Here is an 18,451-nt window from a genome sequence, read left to right as displayed (position 1 = left end):
GGATGACCAGAGCAATTCCCCCCACCGGAACGAGCTGGGAGAGCATCGACGAGCTCGTCCGGATCCTCGACGGCGCCAACCTGATCGTCCACGCGCTCGACGGCCGGATCCTGCGCTGGACCGCCGGTTGCGCGCAGCTCTATGGCTGGGACGCAGAGGAAGCCATCGGCCGCCATGTCGGCGAACTGCTCGGCACCGTCGCCGAGGGCGCGGCGGCGGCGATTTCCCATGAGCTGCGCGAACAGGGCAGCTGGCATGGCGAGCTGAGGCAGAACCATCGCAGCGGCCGGCCCGTCTTCGTCGCCAGCCGCTGTGTCGTGCTCTTGCCGGACGGGGAAGCCGAGCCGGTGGTCGTCGCCCAGAACATCGACATCAGCGACCTCAAATACGCACAGGACGATCTCGCCGCGCGCGAATCGCATCTACGTTCGATCCTCGAGACCGTGCCCGAGGCGATGGTCGTGATCGACGATGTCGGCGAGATGATCTCCTTCAGCAAGGCGGCGGAGAAGCTGTTCGGCTACGCCGCCGATGAGGTCTGCGGCCGCAATGTCCGGATGCTCATGCCCAATCCCGACCGCGACCAGCATGACGGTTACATCGCGCGCTATGTCGCGACCGGCGAGCGCCGCATTATCGGCTTCGGCCGCGTCGTCACCGGCCAGCGCAAGGACGGCACCACTTTTCCGATGGAGCTCGCCATCGGCGAGGCCGCTGCCAATGGCAAGCGCATCTTCACCGGCTTCATCCGCGATCTGACCAGCCGGCATCGGATGGAGGAGGAATTGCGCCAGGCCCAGAAGATGGAAGCGGTCGGCCAGCTCACCGGCGGCATCGCCCATGATTTCAACAATCTGCTGACAGTGATCAGCGGCAATCTCGAAATGATCGAGCGGCGCCTGCAGGACAAGGAGCTGGGCGTGCTGCTGCGCGAGGCCCAGGACGCCGCCGAGGACGGTGCCAAGCTGACCGGGCAGCTACTCGCCTTCGGACGGCGCCAGACCCTCACGCCCAAGCTCACCGATATCGGCAGGCTGGTCTCGAACTTCGCCGACCTGCTGCGACGCACGCTTGGCGAGGCGATCGAATTGCGCACGGTTGTGACCGGCGCCGGCCACACCGCTTTGGTCGACACCGCCCAGTTGCAGAACGCCCTCCTCAATCTCGCGCTCAACGCCCGCGATGCGATGCCGCGCGGCGGCCGTCTCACCGTCGAGATCACGCGCACGCGGCTCGATGCCGACTATGCCCAGAACCATCCGCAACTGCGGATCGGCGATTATGTCCTGCTCAGCGTCTCCGATACCGGCTTCGGCATGAGCGCCGAGGTGCAGCAGCGCGCCTTCGAGCCCTTCTTCACCACCAAGAGCGTCGGCGCCGGCAGCGGGCTCGGGCTCAGCATGGTCTATGGCTTCGCCCGCCAGTCCGGCGGCGATCTCCAGCTCCGGAGCGTGCTCGGCAAGGGCACGACGCTGCAGCTCTTCCTGCCGGCCGCCGTGCCGGCTCAACCCGATCCGGCGCCACCGCCGGAGGAAGCGCCGCCCCCGGCCAGCCAGCCGCAGAGCCGCGAGTTGATCCTGGTGGTCGAGGACGATGCCAGGGTGCGGCGCGTCGCCGTCGCGCGGCTCGAAACCGAGGGCTATCGCGTGATCGAGGCCGCGACCGGCGCGCAGGCGCTCACGCTGCTCGGGGAGCATCCGGGGATCGGCCTGCTCTTCACCGACATCGTCATGCCCGGCGGCATGCTCGGCGACGAGCTCGCCAAGGAAGCGCGCCTGCTGCGGCCCGAGATCAAGGTGCTGTTCACCTCCGGCTATGCCGAGCCCGGCCTCCCCGGGCGCGATCTCGCCGAGGCTGGCTGGCTGAAGAAGCCCTATACGGCGCGAGAGCTGGCCACGCGGCTTCGCGAATTGCTCGACTGAGGAGCGCTGGCGCCGCCTGAGAGCGCGCCGGTCAGCCGAGCTTTCATTGAAAAGATGGGGAAAGGCCGCCGAACGTCGGCGCAGCGGCCTCGTCATTCCAGACAAGCCGCGCGAGCGGCGCCGCTCCAGGCTTCATCATAGGGCTGCGGAGCTTTGCGATGGATCCCGGCGCTCCGCTTCGCTATGGCCGGGATGACGGAGAGGTTCCGAGAGAACCTACGAGCGTTGCCGCGGAGCCGCGCCCCGCTGATCGGCCGCCGCCTCGGCCGCGACCGGCTCCGTGGCGAGGTCGTCATCGTCGAGGATGCGCCAGCCCGGCCCTTCCATGTCGCTGTACTGGCCGGTGCGCATGCTCCAGAAGAAGGCCGCGAGCCCGGTCAGCCCCAAAGCGAGCGCGAGCGGCATCAGCACGATCAGGATGTTCATGCGTTGCTCCCGTGACTGGCGGCAGCCGGCTGGCGGCCGGCCCGCAAGGCGTTGAGCGTGACGACCAGGGACGAGCCCGACATCGCCACCGCCGCCACCAGCGGGGTCGCGAAGCCGGCGATCGCGATCGGCACGGCGATGGCATTGTATAGCACCGCGAACCAGAGATTCTGCACCATCAGCCGGCGCGCCTTGCGCGCGATGCGCAGGCTCGCTGCGACCGGTGCCAGCTCCTCGCCGAGGAAGACGATGTCGGCAGAGGCCTGCGCCAGCTGGGTCGCGCTGATCGGCGACATCGAGGCGTGGGCGCGTGCCAGGGCCGGCGCATCGTTCAGCCCGTCGCCGACCATCAGCGTCCGGCGGCCGGCGGCCGCCAGCCGCTCAAGCTCGGCGATCTTCTCGTCCGGCCGCTGCCCGGCCTTGAAGGCCGCGATGCCGAGCTGGCCGGCGAGTGGCGCGACCGCATCGACCCGATCGCCGGAGAGGATGACGACGTCGAGGCCGAGCGCCCGCAATTCGCGGATGCTCGCCGCCGCGTCGGGGCGCAAATGCTGGTCGACGGCGAAGACGGCGCAGCGCGAGCCATGGCGCCAGGCGATCAGCGAGGCCGCGGGATAGGCTGCGGACACGGCCGCTGCTTCGGCTTCGGCGCCACAGAAAGCTATGCTGCCGAGACGCATCTCGACATCGTCGACCACGGCGCTCAGCCCCAGCCCGTGATGTTCGCGCACCGTCCCGAGCGGGCGCGGTTCGCCGGCTGCGGCCGCGATCGGGCGTGCCAGCGGATGCCGGCTCGCAGCCGCCAGCGCGCCGGCCGCCGCGAGGATTTCAGGGTCGATCGTCTCGCGATTGCTGAGCCCGGGTTCCGGCAGGGTCAGGGTTCCCGTCTTGTCGAACACCACCGTGTCGACCTCGGCGAGGCGCTCCAGCGCATCGCCCTGCTTGAGCATGACCTTTCGCCGGAACAGCGCCGCCGCGGCGACGACCTGCACCGCCGGGATCGCGAGACCGAGCGCGCAGGGGCAGGTGATAATCAAGACGGTGATCGCGATGATCAGCGCCTGGTGCCAGGCGAGGCCGAACAGCATCCAGCCGAGGAAGGTCGCGAGCGCAGTCGCATGCACGACGGGGGCATAGAGCCTCGCCGCCCGGTCGGAGAGCCGGACATAGCGCGAGCGGCTCTCGACCGCCTGTGCCATCAGCCGGTCGATCTCCGAGAGCAGGGTCCCCGCACCGGCCGCCTCGACCCGGATCGTCAGCAGGCCCGAGAGATTGAGCGTGCCGGCATGCACACGCCCGCCGGCGGCGACCGAGACCGGTGCGGTCTCGCCGGTCACGAGGCTCTGGTCGAGATCGGAGGCTCCCGCCTCGACCAGCCCGTCAACGCTGACCCGCTCGCCCGGCCGCACCAGCACGAGATCGCCCGGCGCGATCGCGGCGATCGGCACGATGACGCTGCTGCCGTCGGCCGCCAGCCTCGTCGCCGTCTCGGCTTTGAGCGCCGCGAGATTGCCGGCGAGGTCGCGTGTGCGCCGCCGCATCAGCTGGTCGAGATAGCGCCCGATCAGGAGGAAGAAGATCAGCATCACCACGCCGTCGAAATAGGCGTGCTCGCCATGGTTCAGCGTGACGATGACCGACATGCCGAGCGCCAGAACGATGCCGAGCATGATCGGCACGTCCATGTTGACGGCGCCGGCCCGCAGCGCCCGCAGCGCGCTCTCGAAGAAGGGCCGGCCGGCATAGGCCGCCGTCGGCAGCGCGATCAGCGCCGAGAGCCAGTGGAAGAAATCCCGGGTGACCGGATTGATGTCGTTGCCGGTACCCGACCAGACCGAGACCGACAGCAGCATGATGTTCATCGAGGCGAAGCCGGCGACGCCGAGATAGCGCAGCAGCCGCTTGTCCTCCTGCTGCGAGGCCTCGCGCTCGGTGCTCGGCAGGAAGGGATAGGCCTTGAAACCGAGCGCGGCGAGGCCGGAGATCACCGCCTCCGGCCGCAATGCCCCCTCGCGCCATTCGACGGTGACGCGCTTGAGGGCGAGATTGACGCGCGCGCTCAGAATGCCCGACTGCCCGGCCAGGCCGCGCTCGATCGCATGCATGCAGCCGGCGCAGCGTATGCCGTCGACGGCGAGTTCCATGCCGGCGACGCCGCCAGTGCCGTGCCGGACGAAGATCGAGAGGTCCTGGCCCTCAGCCATGGCTCAGTCCTTCAGCATCACGCGGCTGCGGGTGTCGAAGACGGCGGCGCCGTCGCGCTGGGCGCTCAGCACCAGTGTCCAGGCTCCGGCGGGCAGGTCCGACAGCTGCGCCTGATAGCGCCCGGGCGCGATCTCGGCGAGCACGACCTGCCGGTCGCTGCCGCGCCGCGCCGGATGCTCCAGCCTGACATCGACGGACAGCCCGACGACCGGCTGCCCGGACTTGTCCGCGAAGCTCACGGCCACCACCTCGGCACCGCCTTCCCGCCGCAGGTCGGCATCGACATGCCAGCCACGCTCGCCCTGCGCCCGCATCCGGGCGATCTCCTGATTGAAGCGCTGGCTGGTCTCGTAGGCGCTTTTCACGTCGACGCCCGGCATGGTCCGGATCGCGATCGTCATCATCACCGCGTTCACCCCGGCGACCACTGCGAAGAAGCCGATCATCGCGAAGAGCACGAAGCGGCCGCTGAGCCTGAACGGCGCGCGAGGCGCCGGCGGCAGGGCTGGCAGGTCGATCGGCATGGCAAAGCCTCCGCAGCAGGACATGGAGCTCTCGCTAGGGCAGGAACGGGAAAGCCTCGGAGCGAAGATTTCGCATGGACCCTGCCTCAACGCTTTGATCCCGATCAGATCGGGCCTCGGGCCGGCGCCGACTGCGCGCCCGCCCGAGGAAGTTCGGCGCTAAGGCGCCATGAAGTGATCCTCGGCCCGCACGACTTCGCCGGCGAAGAGATCCGAGGCGGTGATGGTGATCGGTTGCGACTTGTCGAGATGGACATCGGCCGGCACGGTGACCAAAGCGCGGACCTCGCGCGAGCTGTCGGCCTCGACCGTCACGATCGGCCGCGGATCCGCCGTCGCCTGCGCCTCGACCACCTCGATGCGCGCCCCCGCCGGCCCCGACACCGTCAGCGCGAAGGGCCGCGCCTCCGGCCGCTTGTTGAGCAGGCGGACGGTGTAGCTGTTGCGGATCGAGCCGTCGCTGAGCTTGACGAACAGCGGCGAGCGTTCGTGCAGAACCGAGATATCGGCCATCTGGCGTGTCGCGAGCTGGTAGATCATCGCGCTGCCGACCACCAGGATGAGCGCGGCATAGGTCAGGGTGCGGGCGCGGATCGGCCGGTAAACCGGCTTCTGCCCGGCCTGCCGACGCTTGACGTTGTCGTCGGTGTCGTAGGCGATCAGCCCGGCGGGATAGCCGACCTTGGCCATCACCATGTTGCAGGCGTCGATGCACAGCCCGCACTGGATGCAGTCCATCTGCGCCCCGTCACGGATGTCGATCCCGGTCGGGCAGACCGCGACGCACTGGTTGCAGTCGATGCAATCGCCGGCCGGCGCGCCGGTACTGCGCAGGCGCTGGGCCTGCTTGATCGAGACGCGCGGCTCGCCGCGATCATAGCGATAGGTGACGTTGAGCGCGTCGTCATCGGTCAGCGCCGCCTGGATGCGCGGCCAGGGGCACATATAGGTGCAGACCTGCTCGCGCATGATCCCGGCCAGCGTATAGGTGGTGAAGGTCAGGATCGCGATCCAGACATAGGCCGAGAGCGGCGCGGTGAAGGTCGCAAGCTCCTTCACCAGGGTCGGCGCATCGGCAAAGTAGAGCACCCAGGCGCCGCCGGTCCACCAGGCGATCACCAGCCAGATCGTGTGCTTGGCGGTCTTGCGCCAGGCCTTGTCGAAGGACCAGGGCGCTTCGTCGCGCTTGATCCGCTCGCGGCGGTCGCCTTCGAAGAAGCGCTCGACCACGAGGAAGAGATCGGTCCAGACCGTCTGCGGGCAGAGATAGCCGCACCACATCCGGCCTGCGACCGCATTCATCAGGAACAGCATGAAGGCTGCCAGGATCAGCAGCCCCGTGAAGTAGTAGACCTCCTGCGGCCAGATCTCGATGAAGAAGAAATAGAAGCGGTTATTGGCGATATCGGCCAGAACCGCCTGGTTCGGCAGATTCGGACCGCGGTCCCAGCGCAGGAAGGGCAGCAGGTAGTAGATGCCGAGGCAGAGAACCAGGATGCCCCATTTCGCTCTCCGGTAAGGGCCGGAGACGCTCTGAGGATAGACCTTCTTCGACGGAGCGAAGAGTGGCAGGTCGTCTGCGTCGGCAGCTGACATCTTACTGACCCCCGCCGAGCGAATGCACGTAGACGGTCAGCGCCTTGATCGTCGTCGGGTCGAGGCGCTGGTTCCAGGCCGGCATCACACCGTTGCGGCTGTTGGCGATCGTCTCGGTCAGCGACGCCATGTCCATGCCGTAGAGCGAGATCGCGTCGGTCAGGTCGGGTGCCCCCATTTCGCGATTGCCCTTGCCCTGGTCGCCATGGCAGGCGGCGCAGTTGTCCGCAAAGAGCTTGGCGCCGCCGGCAAGGTCGGCCTTCGGCTCGGTCGACAGGCCGGCGATCGACCGGACATGGTTTGCGACGGCGCGGATCTGCGCGGCGTCCAGCATCTTCTCGCGGCCGAAGGCCGGCATCTGGCTGACGCGCGTATCGGAATCGCCGGCGAAGCGGATGCCGTGCTCCAGCGTCTTCTGGATCTCGGCGAAGGAGCCGCCCCAGAGCCAGTCGTCGTCATTGAGGTTCGGATAGCCCTTGGCTCCGCCGCCGCCGACGCCGTGGCAGGCGGCGCAATTGTCGCCGAAGGCGGCCTTGCCCTGTGCCATGGCGATGCGGAACAGCTCCGGATTGGCCTTGATCTGCTCGAAGGAGGCTTCCGTCAGCCCCTTGGACTGGACCGCGCGCTCCTGCTTCATCAGGGCCAGGTCCTGGGAGATCTCGATGCGCGAGGCATAGCCGATCACGCCCTTGGTCGCGTCGGTCACCAGCGGCCAAGCCGGGTAGACGATCCAGTAGCCGATCGACCAGATGATCGTGGCGTAGAAGATGCCGAGCCACCAGCGCGGCAAGGGCGTGTTCAGCTCCTGGATGCCGTCCCAGTCATGGCCGGTGGTCGACTGGCCGGTCGCGGCGTCGATCTGCGGCGTGCTCTTGTGGTCCGCCATGGTTCAGTCCTCCCGCAGGGGGGTGCGGGCCGCTTCCTCGAAGCGGGCGCGGTTGCTCGGCCAGAAGGCGTAGGCGCAGATCGCCAGGAACAGGCCCATGAAATAGAGGACCCCGGTCGACTGGGCGAAATGGGCGAGCCAGGCATAGGTCGATGTCGTCATGACGGTGCTCACCGGATGTTGGCTTTGTCGTCGTAGAGCTTGAAGTCGACCAGCGTGCCGAGCACCTGCAGATAGGCGATCAGGGCATCGGCCTCGCTGATCTTCTGGGCATCGCCGTCAAAATCGCGGATCTGCGCCTTCGGATAGCGCTTCTCCAGCTCCGCGGCGCGCGGATGGTCGGGCGTCGCCTGCGCCTCGAGATCGCGCTTCGCGTCCTCGATCATCTCGTCGGTATAGGGCACGCCGCCGGCACGGTTGGCGCGCAGATGGTTGGCGATGTCGCTGTAGTTCAGCTCGGTCTTCGCCAGGAAGGGATAGCCCGGCATGATCGACTGCGGCACGAGATCGCGCGGCCGGTTGAGATGGGCGAGCTGCCATTCGTCGGAGTACTTGCCGCCGACGCGGGCGAGGTCGGGCCCGGTCCGCTTCGAGCCCCACTGGAACGGCTTGTCGTACATGCTCTCCGCAGCCAGCGAATAATGCCCGTAGCGCTCGATCTCGTCGCGCAGCGGCCGGATCATCTGGCTGTGGCAGTTATAGCAGCCCTCGCGCACATAGATCGCGCGGCCGGCGAGCTCCAGCGGCGTATAGGGCCGCATGCCCTCGACCTTCTCGATCGTGTTGCGCAGATAGAAGAGCGGCGCGATCTCGACCAGTCCGCCGATCGAGATCACGATCAGCACCCCGATCACCAGGATGATCGAATTGGTCTCGAAGATCTTGTGCTTCGACCACAGCGACTGGCGCGGCGCCTGCTTGGGGGCGTCGAGGCTCGACATGGGACAGGCTCCTTACTGGGCGGGGACGAGCTGCGGATCGGGCGCGGGCTCGCGCTGCGACGCGCCGACCGCGTCGCTCCTCACCGTCATCCAGAGGTTGAAGGCCATGATCAGCGCGCCGGCGAGGAAGAGGCCGCCGCCCATCGCACGGATCACGTAATAGGGCTTCATCGCCGCGACCGTCTCGATGAACGAGTATTCGAGGAAGCCGAGCGGGGTATAGGCCCGCCACATCAGGCCCTGCATGATCCCCGAGACCCACATCGCCGAGATGTAGAGCACGATGCCGAGGGTCGAGATCCAGAAGTGCCAGTTCACCAGCTTGAGCGAATACAGACCCTTGCGGTTCCACAGCCAGGGCACGAGGCAGTAGATCGCGCCGAAGGAGATGTAGGCGACCCAGCCGAGCGCGCCGGAATGGACGTGGCCGATGGTCCAGTCGGTGTAGTGCGACAGCGAGTTGACCGCCTTGATCGACATCAGCGGGCCCTCGAAGGTCGACATGCCGTAGAAGGCGAGCGAGACGACCATCATCCGCAGGACCGGATCGGTGCGCAGCTTGTCCCAGGCCCCCGACAGCGTCATCAGCCCGTTGATCATGCCGCCCCAGGAGGGCATCCACAGCATGATCGAGAAGGTCATGCCGAGCGTCTGCGCCCAGTCCGGCAGAGCGGTGTAGTGCAGATGGTGCGGGCCGGCCCAGATATAGAGGAAGATCAGCGCCCAGAAGTGGATGATCGAGAGCCGGTAGCTGTAGACCGGCCGCTCCGCGCGCTTCGGCACGAAATAGTACATGATCGCCAGGAAGCCAGCGGTCAGGAAGAAGCCGACGGCGTTATGACCGTACCACCACTGGAACATCGCGTCCTGAACGCCCGACCAGAGCACATAGGACTTCGGCGACAGCACCGAGACCGGCCAGGCCAGGTTGTTGCCGACATGCAGGACGGCGATGGTCAGGATGAAGCCGAGATAGAACCAGTTCGCCACATAGATATGCGGCTCCTTGCGCTTGGCGAGCGTCCCCAGGAAGACCAGGAGATAGACGACCCAGACCGCGGTCAGCCAGAGATCGGCATACCATTCCGGCTCGGCGTATTCCTTGCTCTGCGTAATGCCGAGCAGATAGCCGGTGCCGGCGATGACGATGAAGAGGTTGTAGCCGAGCACCACGAACCAGGGCGAGAGATCGCCGGCGAGGCGGGCATGGCTGGTGCGCTGGACCACGTAAAACGAGGTGCCGATCAGCACGTTGCCGCCGAAGGCGAAGATCACCGCCGAGGTGTGCAGCGGCCGGAGCCGGCCGAAATTGATCCAGGGCAGGTCGAAATTGAGGTCGGGGAAGGCGAGCTGCAGGGCGATGATCAGCCCGACGGTGAAGCCGGCGATGCCCCAGACCATCGCCGCGACGGTCGCGAACTTGACCGGATCCATATTGTAGTTCGGCCGGCCGCCGATCTCCTGCGGCGCCGGCACCTGACCGGGCCGGAAGCAGCGGTTCGCGATCAGGAACACAGACACCAGCGCCGCCAGCGCCCCGAGGGCTGCATGGAAAGCGTACCCACGGTCCTCGGTCATGGCAGCGATCAGGATCAGCGGGAGCACGGCCGCGGCCGCGATCACCATCCCGCCTATCTCTCCTACCGTGGCCCGCCGGATCGGATAGCCTATCGCCGCCATGCGACACCCTTTCTTCTCGCTGCAGCGCAACACGGACGCCGCCCAGCGAGGGGGTTACTCCCGCGCGCGCCGCTCGGCCTTGATACAGATCAACTGACCGTGCAGCGCCTGAGGATACTGATGTTTTTCGAAGGAACGGCGCCAGTCGGCGCCAGGCTCGCGGCCATTTTGCACCGCAGCGAAACGCCGCGGCAGGCCAATGGCCGCCGCAACGCATTCATCCCGCCGGAGAGGCCCGACCGGCGCGATCTCCCTTGGGCGATGGAGTCTTCAGGCCGCGGCGAGATTCGTCATGCCCTCGATGTCGAGCAGACGCACGCCATCGGGCACGATCAGGATCTTGCGGCTCTTGGCGAGCTTGCTGAAGGTTCGGCTGACCGTCTCGATCGTCAGTCCAAGGAAATCGGCGATATCCTGCCGGCTCATCGGCAGCTCGACCGTCGCCGAGGAGCGCCCGAGCCTCGTCCAGCGCTCGCGCATCGTCAGCAGGAAGCAGACCAGCCGCTCTTCGGCATTGCGGCGGCCGAGCAGCAGCATCTGCTCATGCGCCAGCGTCAGCTCATGCGTGGCATAGTCGTGCAGGCGGCGCAGCAGATGCGGCTTGGCGTCGACCAGCGCCGAATAGGCCGAGCGGGGGAAGGCGCAGGCGGTGACGGTCTCGATCGCATCGGCCGAGAAGCCGAAGGCGTCGCGCATCGCCAGGCCGAGGAAGTCGCCGGGCAGGGCGAAGCCGACGATCTGCCGGCGCCCGTCGGGCAGGAGCTTGTAGAGCCGCACCGTGCCGCCGGTGATGTTGTAGACCGCCTCGGCCGGCTGGCCCTGAACGAACAGCGTTTCCTTGGCACCGAAGGTGACGGGGTGTGCCAGCGCATCGAGCAGAGCGAGCTCGTCGTAGGCCAGGCAGGCGCAGATGCTCATCGGGCGAATGCCGCAACTCTGGCAACCCGCCTTCTGGGGGCGTTGCTGGGCACAGGCCAAAACAGTGCAATCCACGGCGTCTCACCTCACTACGACCCCGCATGCGGCCACGCCGGACCGGGGAATAGTCATGCATCAAACCCTAGATTTGTAATTGATACGGATCAATGCGGGCGGGATGCCGCACCTGTCCTCTCCACCTGCCTGGGAGGGGCGTGACAAGGTGACCGAGGATATCCTGCAAGCACGGCGGATCGGAGCGGCGGAAGCGGGCCGGGCCTACCAGCTCGTCGCCATGTTCCATCCCGATATCAGCAAGGCGCAGTGGACGCGCTATCTGCGCTCCTTCAGCGCCAAGGACGGCCGGCGCGGCCTCGTCGTCCTCGAAGATGCCCGCGGCTGCATCCATGCGATCTTCGCCTTCGCCGTGCAGCGCTCGCTGCGCGACGAGGCGACGCTGCAGATCAGCGAACTCGCCACGGCCAGGCTCCCGGGCTCGGTACCGATGCGGGCCCTGATGCGCTTCGCCGGCAGACTGGCGGCCGAACTCGGACTGCCTGCCGTCCTGCTCGACCTCGAACCGGTCTCGGTCGCGACCTTCGACGATCGCAGCCTGGCGCGCGCCGGCTATGCGCTCGATCGGGTCACGCTGCGGGCGTGCCAGCGCAGCTGAGCGCTGCCGGCCGGCCATCATCCATATCCAGATAGTTCGTACACGAACAATATCAATTCCGCCGTGCCCCCCCATTCGGGCTTGCCAGACGCGGCGTCGCCCCCGATGCTGACGCCGTTGCCACACGGCGATTCCGGCGCCGCGCCCCGCGCCGATCCAAAGGAGCTTTCAGCATTGAATTGGCACCATATCGGCTGCGATATGGCGAAGATCCCGTGCGCGCCGCATCCGGCCACGCCCGCCAAATTCGGCTTCCAGACCGGCGGATTCTCGCTCCTTACCCGCTTGACAAGATTTCCTCATGCTGAGATCGTTATTTGTATACAAATGAAATTTTGGCAGCATGCTGGAACGATAACAATCGCAGGCATGGACCTTATCGGGAGAGAGGCATGACGGATTTCTTTGGTTTCCGGCAGTTCGCGGCTGCTGCGGTCACGATGCTTTGCCTGCAGGCGCCGGTGCGCGCCGAGGAAATTTCCGTGACGCAATGGGGCGCGAGCCTCTATGGCGCGCCCTATGCGGTCGCGATGGAGAAGGGGCTGTTCAAGCAGGCCGGCATCGATATCACCGGCATCATCGGCTCCGGCGGCGGCGGCACCACGGTCCGAAACATCCTCGCCAGCGCGACGCCCTATGGCGAGGTCGCGGTCTCCGCGGCGCTCGCCGCCAAGGCTCAGGGGCTCGACCTCGTCATCGTCAACACCGGGACGCGCAGCGTCGCCGAGGCCTCGATGGTCACCATGCCGAACTCCGAGGTGAAGAGCGTCGAGGACCTGGTCGGCAAGAAGGTCGCGATCACCTCGCCGAAATCCGTCTCGGAAATGCTCTTCCTGATGGTCCTGAAAGAGAAGGGCATCGACCAGGCCAAGGTCCAGCGTGTCGCGGCCGGCGGCTATGTCCCGGCTCTGACCATGCTCGAGCAGGGCGCGATCGCCGGCTCGGTGCTGATCGAGCCGCTCTCGATCATCCGCAAGGACAAGTACCGCACGGTCTACAAGGCCGGCGACATCCTGAAGCCGATGACCACCTCGGTCGGCATCACCACCCGCAAATTCGCGCAGGAGCATCCCGACAAGCTCAAGGCGATCATCGCGGGCCGCCGCGCCGGCGTGCAGGCGATCTACAAGGACCCGGCCGAGACCGCCAAGATCATCGAGAAGCTCTACAAGCTCGAGCCGGCGGTCGCCAAGGAAGCCGTCGACAACATGATCGGCCCGAAGATGTGGAGCGAGGGCGAGTTCAGCATCACCGAGCTCAACCGTATCGTCGAAGGCCTGAAGCTGATCGGCGAGGTCAAGAACGACATCGACTGGTCGACCGTGCTCGACAAATCCTTCCTGCCTGCCGATCTGCAGGCCAAGCAATGAACCCGGCCGCAGCGGGCGCCAAGGTCGTGACACTCAAGCAGCAGCCGGCGCCCGTTGAAGCCCATGCGACGCTGCGCGGCGTCACGCGGATCTTCCAGCTGCCGAAGTCGACCCTGCACGCGCTCGGGCCGATCGATCTGGACCTCGCCAAGGGCGAATTCTTCTCGGTCGTCGGCCCCTCGGGCTGCGGCAAGTCGACCTTGCTCGACATTCTTGCGGGGCTCAGCGCCCCGCAGGCCGGCACGGCGCATTTCGAGGGCAAGCCGGTCAACGGCGTGCCCGACGGGGTCGGCGTCGTCTTCCAGGAGGATGCCTCCTTTCCCTGGCTCAATGTCCGCGACAACGTCGCCTTCGGGCTCCGGCGCGCCGGCGTCGACCCGGCAGAGATCCAGCGCCGCGTCGACTATGCCATCGGCTTCATGGGACTGAAGGACTTCGCGGCCTCCTTTCCGGCCCAGCTCTCCGGCGGCATGCGCCAGCGGGTCTGCATCGCCCGCACGCTGGTGATGCAGCCCAGGCTGATCCTGCTCGACGAGCCCTTCGGCGCGCTCGACCAGCAGACCCGCCTCTTGATGGGCGACGAATTGCTGCGGCTCTGGCGCGAAACCTCGGCCACGGTGCTGCTGATCACCCACGCCCTCGACGAGGCGGCGATGCTGTCCGACCGGGTCGGCGTGATGTCGACCAGGCCGGGCACCTTCATCGACTTCGTCGAAACCGGCTGGGAGCGCGACCGCGACAGCCGCGTGGTCTCGACCCCGCATTTCGGCGACATCACCGCCCGGCTCTGGGAGAAGCTGCGCGTCGAGGCGCTGAAGATCATGTCGGCCGGGAAGAGCTGAGCCATGTCGGAAAAATGGCTGCGCCTGATCGTCGTCGCGACGATGATCCTCCTGGTCGAGCTGCTCTGCCGGGTCGGCGTCATCCCCCGCATGGTGATGCTGGCGCCCTCGCAGATGGTGGTCGAGCTCGCCGAGATTCTGCGCACCGGCCAGTTCTCGGCCGATATCCGGACGACCTTCACCAACATCGCCATCTCGACGGCGCTCTCGATCGTGCTCGGCTTCGTCGCCGGCCTGATCATCTACTCGCTGCCGGCGCTGCGCCATGCGCTCGAGCCGCTTCTGGCGAGCTATTATGCCGTCCCGACCTTCGTCTTCTATCCGATCTTCATCACGCTCTTCGGCGTCGGCTCGGCCTCGATCATCGCGATCGCCGTGCTGCTCGCCGTGGTCTCGATGATCACCGCGACGCTGAACGGGCTCGACCGGATTCCGCGCGTGCTGCGCAAGACGGCGCAGATCTACCGGATGTCGCGGGCCAAGACCGCGCTCCTCGTCGAGCTGCCGGCGACGCTGCCCTACCTCTTCACCGGCGTGAAGCTCTCGGTCGCCTATTCCTTCATCGGAGTGATCGCCTCGGAGTTCATCCTCTCGGGCGCCGGGATCGGCTACGCCATCGCCTATGCCTACAACCTGTTCGAGAACGGGCACATGTACGCGCTGATCCTGCTCGTGCTGGTGACCGTCACCATCGTCAACACGATCCTCAACATGATCGACCGGCGCCTCCAGGCGCGCCGCCAGCGGTGAGGTGACGCCATGCCCAGACTCGCCGGCACTCTCATCGTCCTTTTGACCTTCATCCTGCTCTGGCAGGGCTTCCATCTCCTCGTCGGCGCCTCGGCCATCGCCTCGCCATTGCAGACCGTCGTCAAGCTCGGCTCGCTGCTCGGCACCGGCGAGTTCTGGCTCAACATCAGCGAAACGATGCGGGCCTTCGTCGCCGCTTTCCTCCTCTCGCTGCTCGGCGGCATCAGCCTCGGCATCGTGCTCGGGGTCCGCAAGCTCGCCGGCAACGTCGCCGAGCCGATCCTGACCACGCTCTATTCGATCCCCAAGGTCGTGCTCTACCCGCTGGTTCTGCTCTGCTTCGGCCTCGGCATCTCCGCCAAGATCGCCTTCGGCGTGATGCACGGGCTGATCCCGATCACCCTGTTCTCGATGAACGCGATCCGCCAGATGAAGCCGGTCTACCGGCGCACCTCGCAGGTAATGCGCCTTTCGCCTTCGCAATCGGCCTTCACCGTGATCCTGCCGGCGATCCTGCCGGAGATCATCTCGGGCGTGCGCCTCGGCTTTTCACTGACCCTGCTCGGCGTGCTGATCGGCGAGATGTTCGCCTCGCAGCGCGGTCTCGGCTTCCTTCTGACCAGCGCCATCAATCTCGGCCAGATCGACACGATCATGGCGATCGCGCTCCTGCTGACCGTCTTCGCGGTGAGCTGCAACAGCCTGATGATGCTGTTCAACCGCCAGTTGACACATCGCTAGGTCGGGCGGCGGCCCTGCCCTCGGCCCTCTTCGTCAGACCGGATCGGCGGAAAACTGTGCCGCTCCGGCATCCAGCTCCGAGAACCCGTCTTGCGATTTCAGACGGGCCTGATCCTGCGGAGCCATTCCGCCAGGGATGGCATCGCGAAGGATGCTTCAGGGGACCTGAAGCCATCGGGAGCAGGCTTCGAGACGCTGCGCCGCAGCTCCTCAGGAAAACGGGCTGCCATTCTCGAACCGGCTCCTGAGCCTTCCCGGCAAAGGATAGCTCCCTGCTCTTCCCTTGGCCGCCCGGGATGAGTTGTCAGAGGAAAAGTGGTGCCGACAAAGCAAAGCGGCCGGCCCATGACGGGGCCGGCCGCTTGCTTTTTATCTGCCGCTCAATCGGGCGGTTCAGCGCTCGACGAAGGCGCGCTCGATCACATAGTCGCCGGCCTCGCCATGGTTGCCTTCTTCCATGCCATGGTCCTCGAAGATCTTCTTGAGGTCGACCAGCATTTGCGGGCTGCCGCAGAGCATGAAGCGGTCGCTGGCGGGATCGAACGGGCCCAGGCCGATATCCTCGAAGAGCTGGCCCGAGGTCAGCAGATCGGTGATGCGACCACGATTGCGGAAGGGCTCGCGCGTCACCGTCGGATAGTAGATCAGCTGCTCGCGGATCATCTCACCGAGGAACTCGTCATTGGGCAGGTGCTGGGTGATCTGTTCGCCATAGGCGAGCTCGGCCACCTGCCGGCAGCCATGCACCAGCACCACCTTCTCATAGCGCTCATAGGTCTCGGGATCGCGGATCAGCGACAGGAAGGGCGCAAGGCCGGTGCCGGTGCCGAGCAGGAACAGGCGCTTGCCGTCTTTGAGATTGTCGAGCACCAGCGTGCCCGTCGCCTTCTTGCCGACGATGATGGGATCGCCGACCTTGAGGTTCTGCAGGCGCGAGGTCAGCGGCCCGTCCGGCACCTTGATCGAGAAGAATTCGAGGTTCTCGTCGTAATTGGTGCTGACGACGCTATAGGCGCGCAGCAGCGGCTTCTCGTCGACCTTGATGCCGATCATCGTGAACTGGCCGTTCTTGAAGCGGAACGTCGTGTCACGGGTCGTCGTGAAGCTGAAGAGCGTATCGGTCCAGTGATGGACGCTGAGCACGCGCTCCTCGTAGAAATTGCTCATCTCGTCATTCCTCGGTTAGCCCAGGAAAAAGCCGATCATCGAACGCAGACAGGCAGCTATCACATCGCCGCGCGTTCGGAAAGAAGGTCGAGTTTGTCCGGTATTCCCTTCCAATCATCCGCATCGGCCGGCGGATCGCGCTTCTCGGTGATGTTCGGCCAGAGCGGCGCCAGCCTGGCGTTGAGCGCGAGCCACTCGGCCGCCCCCTCGGCATTGTCGGCGACGATCGCCTCGGCCGGGCATTCCGGCTCGCAGACGCCGCAATCGATGCACTCGTCGGGATGGATGACGAGCATGTTCTCGCCTTCATAGAAGCAGTCGACGGGACAGACCTCGACGCAATCCATGTATTTGCAACGGATGCAGGCGCTGGTGACTGCAAAGGCCATGCGTGATCCTTGCCGCTTGACAGGCTGGGAAGGCAGATGCAAAACTTGTTCGTACACAAACGATATGCCGCCTTCGATCGCACTTGTCAATCGGGATCGGGACGGTGAGGATATCGCAGGCCTCACAGGAGGCGGCGAAGGCTTACGGGGCGGAACGAGATGGCTGAACTGCAGACGGCGACGGTCGGCGCCAACCACAAGCTGGTGATCAAGAATATCGGCTTGATGCTCTCCGGCGATATTGAGCGCCCGATCCTGGAGGCCGACACGCTCGTCGCCATCGGCGGCAGGATCGCCGCGGTCGGCCGCTTCAAGGATCTCGACACCGACCAGGCCGACACCGTCATCGACGCCAACGGCACCGTGCTCTCGCCCGGCCTGATCGACAGCCATGTCCACCCCGTTGCCGGCGACTGGACGCCGCGCCAGAACCAGCTCGGCTGGATCGATTCGACCATGCATGGCGGCGTCACCACCATGATCTCGGCCGGCGAGGTGCACACCCCCGGCCGGCCCAAGGACATTGTCGGGCTCAAGGCCATGGCGATCTATGCCCAGCGCGCCTTCACCGCCTTTCGCCCCGGCGGCGTCAAGATCCATGCCGGCGCGCCGGTGATCGAGCCCGGCATGGTCGAGCAGGACTTCAAGGACCTGGCCGATGCCGGCGTGAAGCTGCTCGGCGAAGTCGGCCTCGGCGGCGTCAAGGACGGCGCGCGGGCGAAGGAAATGGTGGCCTGGGCCCGCAAATACGGCATCCAGTCGACCATCCACACCGGCGGCCCATCGATTCCCGGCTCCGGCCTGATCGGTGCCGACGTGGTGCTCGAGGCCGACACCGATGTCGTCGGCCATATCAATGGCGGCCATACCGCCTTGCCCGACAAGGAGATCCGCTGCATCTGCGAAGGCTGCAAGCGCGGCCTCGAACTCGTCCATAACGGCAATGAGCGCGCCGCGCTCTACACGCTGCGCGTCGCCCGCGAAATGGGCGAACTGCAGCGCGTCATCCTCGGCACCGACGGCCCCGCCGGCTCCGGCGTCCAGCCGCTCGGCATCGTCCGCATGGTCTCGATGCTGTCCTCGCTCGGCGATGTGCCGGCTGAAGTGGCCTTCTGCTTCGCCACCGGCAACACGGCGCGGATGCGCAGCCTCGATTGCGGGCTGATCGAGGTCGGGCGCAGCGCCGATTTCGTCTTCATGGACAAAGCCCAGCATTCCGCCGGCAGGAACTTCCTCGACTCGATCCAGCTCGGCGACCTGCCCGGCATCGGCATGATCGTGATCGACGGCATCGTCCGCAGCGGCATCAGCCGCAACACCCCGCCGGCCGAGAAGATCCCCTCCGTCCAGCACTGAGCGGGGGTCCACGCCCCATACCGCATGGTCGGCCTTGTGCCGACCATCGACGTCTTCGCTTCCAT

The 18,451-nt window shown here is 66.3% G+C and carries 19 protein-coding genes; 8 read left to right on the top strand and 11 right to left on the bottom strand.

From position 1 onward, the window contains the following. The first annotated feature begins 2 nt into the window (after window positions 1–2). Window positions 3–1,922 (top strand): hybrid sensor histidine kinase/response regulator, encoded by a 1,920-nt coding sequence (locus tag AC3RCC_RS03450; protein WP_492257591.1) that lies wholly within the window; start codon window positions 3–5, stop codon window positions 1,920–1,922. Between the two features lie 216 nt (window positions 1,923–2,138). Here the strand turns inward: AC3RCC_RS03450 and ccoS are convergent, their stop codons facing one another. From ccoS to AC3RCC_RS03405, 9 genes are all read right to left on the bottom strand, one after another. Beyond that, on the bottom strand, window positions 2,139–2,348 hold the full coding sequence (ccoS, locus tag AC3RCC_RS03445; protein WP_291633835.1) for a cbb3-type cytochrome oxidase assembly protein CcoS: 210 nt from the start codon (window positions 2,346–2,348) through the stop codon (window positions 2,139–2,141). After that, on the bottom strand, window positions 2,345–4,552 hold the full coding sequence (locus AC3RCC_RS03440) for a heavy metal translocating P-type ATPase (protein WP_492257590.1): 2,208 nt from the start codon (window positions 4,550–4,552) through the stop codon (window positions 2,345–2,347). The genes ccoS and AC3RCC_RS03440 overlap by 4 nt, the downstream gene beginning before the upstream one ends. Window positions 4,553–4,555: 3 nt before the next feature. Beyond that, entirely contained in the window at window positions 4,556–5,077 is a 522-nt protein-coding gene (locus tag AC3RCC_RS03435; protein ID WP_291633832.1) for a FixH family protein, read from the bottom strand. Window positions 5,078–5,236: 159 nt separating this feature from the next. Further along, entirely contained in the window at window positions 5,237–6,673 is a 1,437-nt protein-coding gene (gene ccoG, locus AC3RCC_RS03430) for a cytochrome c oxidase accessory protein CcoG (RefSeq protein ID WP_492257589.1), read from the bottom strand. A 1-nt stretch (window position 6,674) separates the two neighbouring features. Continuing rightward, window positions 6,675–7,559, bottom strand: coding sequence for a cytochrome-c oxidase, cbb3-type subunit III (ccoP, locus tag AC3RCC_RS03425; protein ID WP_492257588.1), 885 nt, complete (start codon window positions 7,557–7,559; stop codon window positions 6,675–6,677). A gap of 3 nt (window positions 7,560–7,562) precedes the next feature. Next, window positions 7,563–7,721 (bottom strand): cbb3-type cytochrome oxidase subunit 3, encoded by a 159-nt coding sequence (locus AC3RCC_RS03420; protein WP_291633826.1) that lies wholly within the window; start codon window positions 7,719–7,721, stop codon window positions 7,563–7,565. Window positions 7,722–7,729: 8 nt separating this feature from the next. Beyond that, on the bottom strand, window positions 7,730–8,500 hold the full coding sequence (ccoO, locus tag AC3RCC_RS03415; protein WP_291633824.1) for a cytochrome-c oxidase, cbb3-type subunit II: 771 nt from the start codon (window positions 8,498–8,500) through the stop codon (window positions 7,730–7,732). Between the two features lie 12 nt (window positions 8,501–8,512). Continuing rightward, window positions 8,513–10,180 carry a cytochrome-c oxidase, cbb3-type subunit I gene (ccoN, locus tag AC3RCC_RS03410; protein WP_465247459.1) on the bottom strand — a complete coding sequence of 556 codons (1,668 nt, stop codon included), beginning with the start codon at window positions 10,178–10,180 and terminating at the stop codon, window positions 8,513–8,515. A gap of 270 nt (window positions 10,181–10,450) precedes the next feature. After that, window positions 10,451–11,098, bottom strand: a complete 648-nt coding sequence (locus AC3RCC_RS03405; protein ID WP_291633820.1) for a helix-turn-helix domain-containing protein — start codon at window positions 11,096–11,098, stop codon at window positions 10,451–10,453. A gap of 223 nt (window positions 11,099–11,321) precedes the next feature. On the opposite strand from AC3RCC_RS03405, the gene AC3RCC_RS03400 reads away from it, so the two are divergent. The 6 genes from AC3RCC_RS03400 to AC3RCC_RS03375 all read left to right on the top strand — a co-directional run bounded on the left by AC3RCC_RS03400 (window position 11,322) and on the right by AC3RCC_RS03375 (window position 15,474). Beyond that, a complete protein-coding gene (locus AC3RCC_RS03400) occupies window positions 11,322–11,771 on the top strand; it encodes a hypothetical protein (RefSeq protein WP_291633818.1) in 450 nt (149 codons plus the stop codon). A gap of 105 nt (window positions 11,772–11,876) precedes the next feature. Beyond that, window positions 11,877–12,167 (top strand): hypothetical protein, encoded by a 291-nt coding sequence (locus AC3RCC_RS03395; RefSeq protein WP_492257587.1) that lies wholly within the window; start codon window positions 11,877–11,879, stop codon window positions 12,165–12,167. Beyond that, on the top strand, window positions 12,164–13,141 hold the full coding sequence (locus tag AC3RCC_RS03390; protein ID WP_291633814.1) for an ABC transporter substrate-binding protein: 978 nt from the start codon (window positions 12,164–12,166) through the stop codon (window positions 13,139–13,141). The genes AC3RCC_RS03395 and AC3RCC_RS03390 overlap by 4 nt, the downstream gene beginning before the upstream one ends. Beyond that, window positions 13,138–13,983 carry an ABC transporter ATP-binding protein gene (locus AC3RCC_RS03385; RefSeq protein WP_291633812.1) on the top strand — a complete coding sequence of 282 codons (846 nt, stop codon included), beginning with the start codon at window positions 13,138–13,140 and terminating at the stop codon, window positions 13,981–13,983. Before AC3RCC_RS03390 ends, AC3RCC_RS03385 begins: the two co-directional genes overlap by 4 nt. Window positions 13,984–13,986: 3 nt before the next feature. Beyond that, window positions 13,987–14,733 (top strand): ABC transporter permease, encoded by a 747-nt coding sequence (locus AC3RCC_RS03380; protein WP_291633810.1) that lies wholly within the window; start codon window positions 13,987–13,989, stop codon window positions 14,731–14,733. 9 nt (window positions 14,734–14,742) lie between these two features. Further along, window positions 14,743–15,474: an ABC transporter permease gene (locus AC3RCC_RS03375; RefSeq protein WP_291633808.1), complete on the top strand. Its 732-nt coding sequence runs from the start codon at window positions 14,743–14,745 to the stop codon at window positions 15,472–15,474. Window positions 15,475–15,867: 393 nt separating this feature from the next. Here the strand turns inward: AC3RCC_RS03375 and AC3RCC_RS03370 are convergent, their stop codons facing one another. Then, complete coding sequence (locus AC3RCC_RS03370) at window positions 15,868–16,641, bottom strand: ferredoxin--NADP reductase (RefSeq protein WP_291633806.1); 774 nt, start codon at window positions 16,639–16,641, stop codon at window positions 15,868–15,870. Window positions 16,642–16,700: 59 nt separating this feature from the next. After that, window positions 16,701–17,030 (bottom strand): ferredoxin FdxA, encoded by a 330-nt coding sequence (gene fdxA / locus AC3RCC_RS03365; protein WP_291633803.1) that lies wholly within the window; start codon window positions 17,028–17,030, stop codon window positions 16,701–16,703. 159 nt (window positions 17,031–17,189) lie between these two features. On the opposite strand from fdxA, the gene AC3RCC_RS03360 reads away from it, so the two are divergent. Beyond that, on the top strand, window positions 17,190–18,386 hold the full coding sequence (locus AC3RCC_RS03360; protein WP_492257586.1) for an amidohydrolase family protein: 1,197 nt from the start codon (window positions 17,190–17,192) through the stop codon (window positions 18,384–18,386). Window positions 18,387–18,451 lie beyond the last annotated feature (65 nt).

Source organism: Allobosea sp. GW823-FHT01F03, from assembly GCF_058798075.1.
Note: the sequence above shows the minus strand (reverse complement) of the source record. Positions and strands in the feature narration are given on the sequence as shown.

Coding starts and splice junctions, on each gene's coding strand:
- AC3RCC_RS03450 (WP_492257591.1), top strand. CDS start 3: ATGACCAGAGCAATTCCCCCCACCGGAACGAGCTGGGAGAGCATCGAC.
- ccoS (WP_291633835.1), bottom strand. CDS start 2,348: ATGAACATCCTGATCGTGCTGATGCCGCTCGCGCTCGCTTTGGGGCTG.
- AC3RCC_RS03440 (WP_492257590.1), bottom strand. CDS start 4,552: ATGGCTGAGGGCCAGGACCTCTCGATCTTCGTCCGGCACGGCACTGGC.
- AC3RCC_RS03435 (WP_291633832.1), bottom strand. CDS start 5,077: ATGCCGATCGACCTGCCAGCCCTGCCGCCGGCGCCTCGCGCGCCGTTC.
- ccoG (WP_492257589.1), bottom strand. CDS start 6,673: ATGTCAGCTGCCGACGCAGACGACCTGCCACTCTTCGCTCCGTCGAAG.
- ccoP (WP_492257588.1), bottom strand. CDS start 7,559: ATGGCGGACCACAAGAGCACGCCGCAGATCGACGCCGCGACCGGCCAG.
- AC3RCC_RS03420 (WP_291633826.1), bottom strand. CDS start 7,721: ATGACGACATCGACCTATGCCTGGCTCGCCCATTTCGCCCAGTCGACC.
- ccoO (WP_291633824.1), bottom strand. CDS start 8,500: ATGTCGAGCCTCGACGCCCCCAAGCAGGCGCCGCGCCAGTCGCTGTGG.
- ccoN (WP_465247459.1), bottom strand. CDS start 10,180: ATGGCGGCGATAGGCTATCCGATCCGGCGGGCCACGGTAGGAGAGATA.
- AC3RCC_RS03405 (WP_291633820.1), bottom strand. CDS start 11,098: ATGAGCATCTGCGCCTGCCTGGCCTACGACGAGCTCGCTCTGCTCGAT.
- AC3RCC_RS03395 (WP_492257587.1), top strand. CDS start 11,877: ATGCTGACGCCGTTGCCACACGGCGATTCCGGCGCCGCGCCCCGCGCC.
- AC3RCC_RS03390 (WP_291633814.1), top strand. CDS start 12,164: ATGACGGATTTCTTTGGTTTCCGGCAGTTCGCGGCTGCTGCGGTCACG.
- AC3RCC_RS03385 (WP_291633812.1), top strand. CDS start 13,138: ATGAACCCGGCCGCAGCGGGCGCCAAGGTCGTGACACTCAAGCAGCAG.
- AC3RCC_RS03380 (WP_291633810.1), top strand. CDS start 13,987: ATGTCGGAAAAATGGCTGCGCCTGATCGTCGTCGCGACGATGATCCTC.
- AC3RCC_RS03375 (WP_291633808.1), top strand. CDS start 14,743: ATGCCCAGACTCGCCGGCACTCTCATCGTCCTTTTGACCTTCATCCTG.
- AC3RCC_RS03370 (WP_291633806.1), bottom strand. CDS start 16,641: ATGAGCAATTTCTACGAGGAGCGCGTGCTCAGCGTCCATCACTGGACC.
- fdxA (WP_291633803.1), bottom strand. CDS start 17,030: ATGGCCTTTGCAGTCACCAGCGCCTGCATCCGTTGCAAATACATGGAT.
- AC3RCC_RS03360 (WP_492257586.1), top strand. CDS start 17,190: ATGGCTGAACTGCAGACGGCGACGGTCGGCGCCAACCACAAGCTGGTG.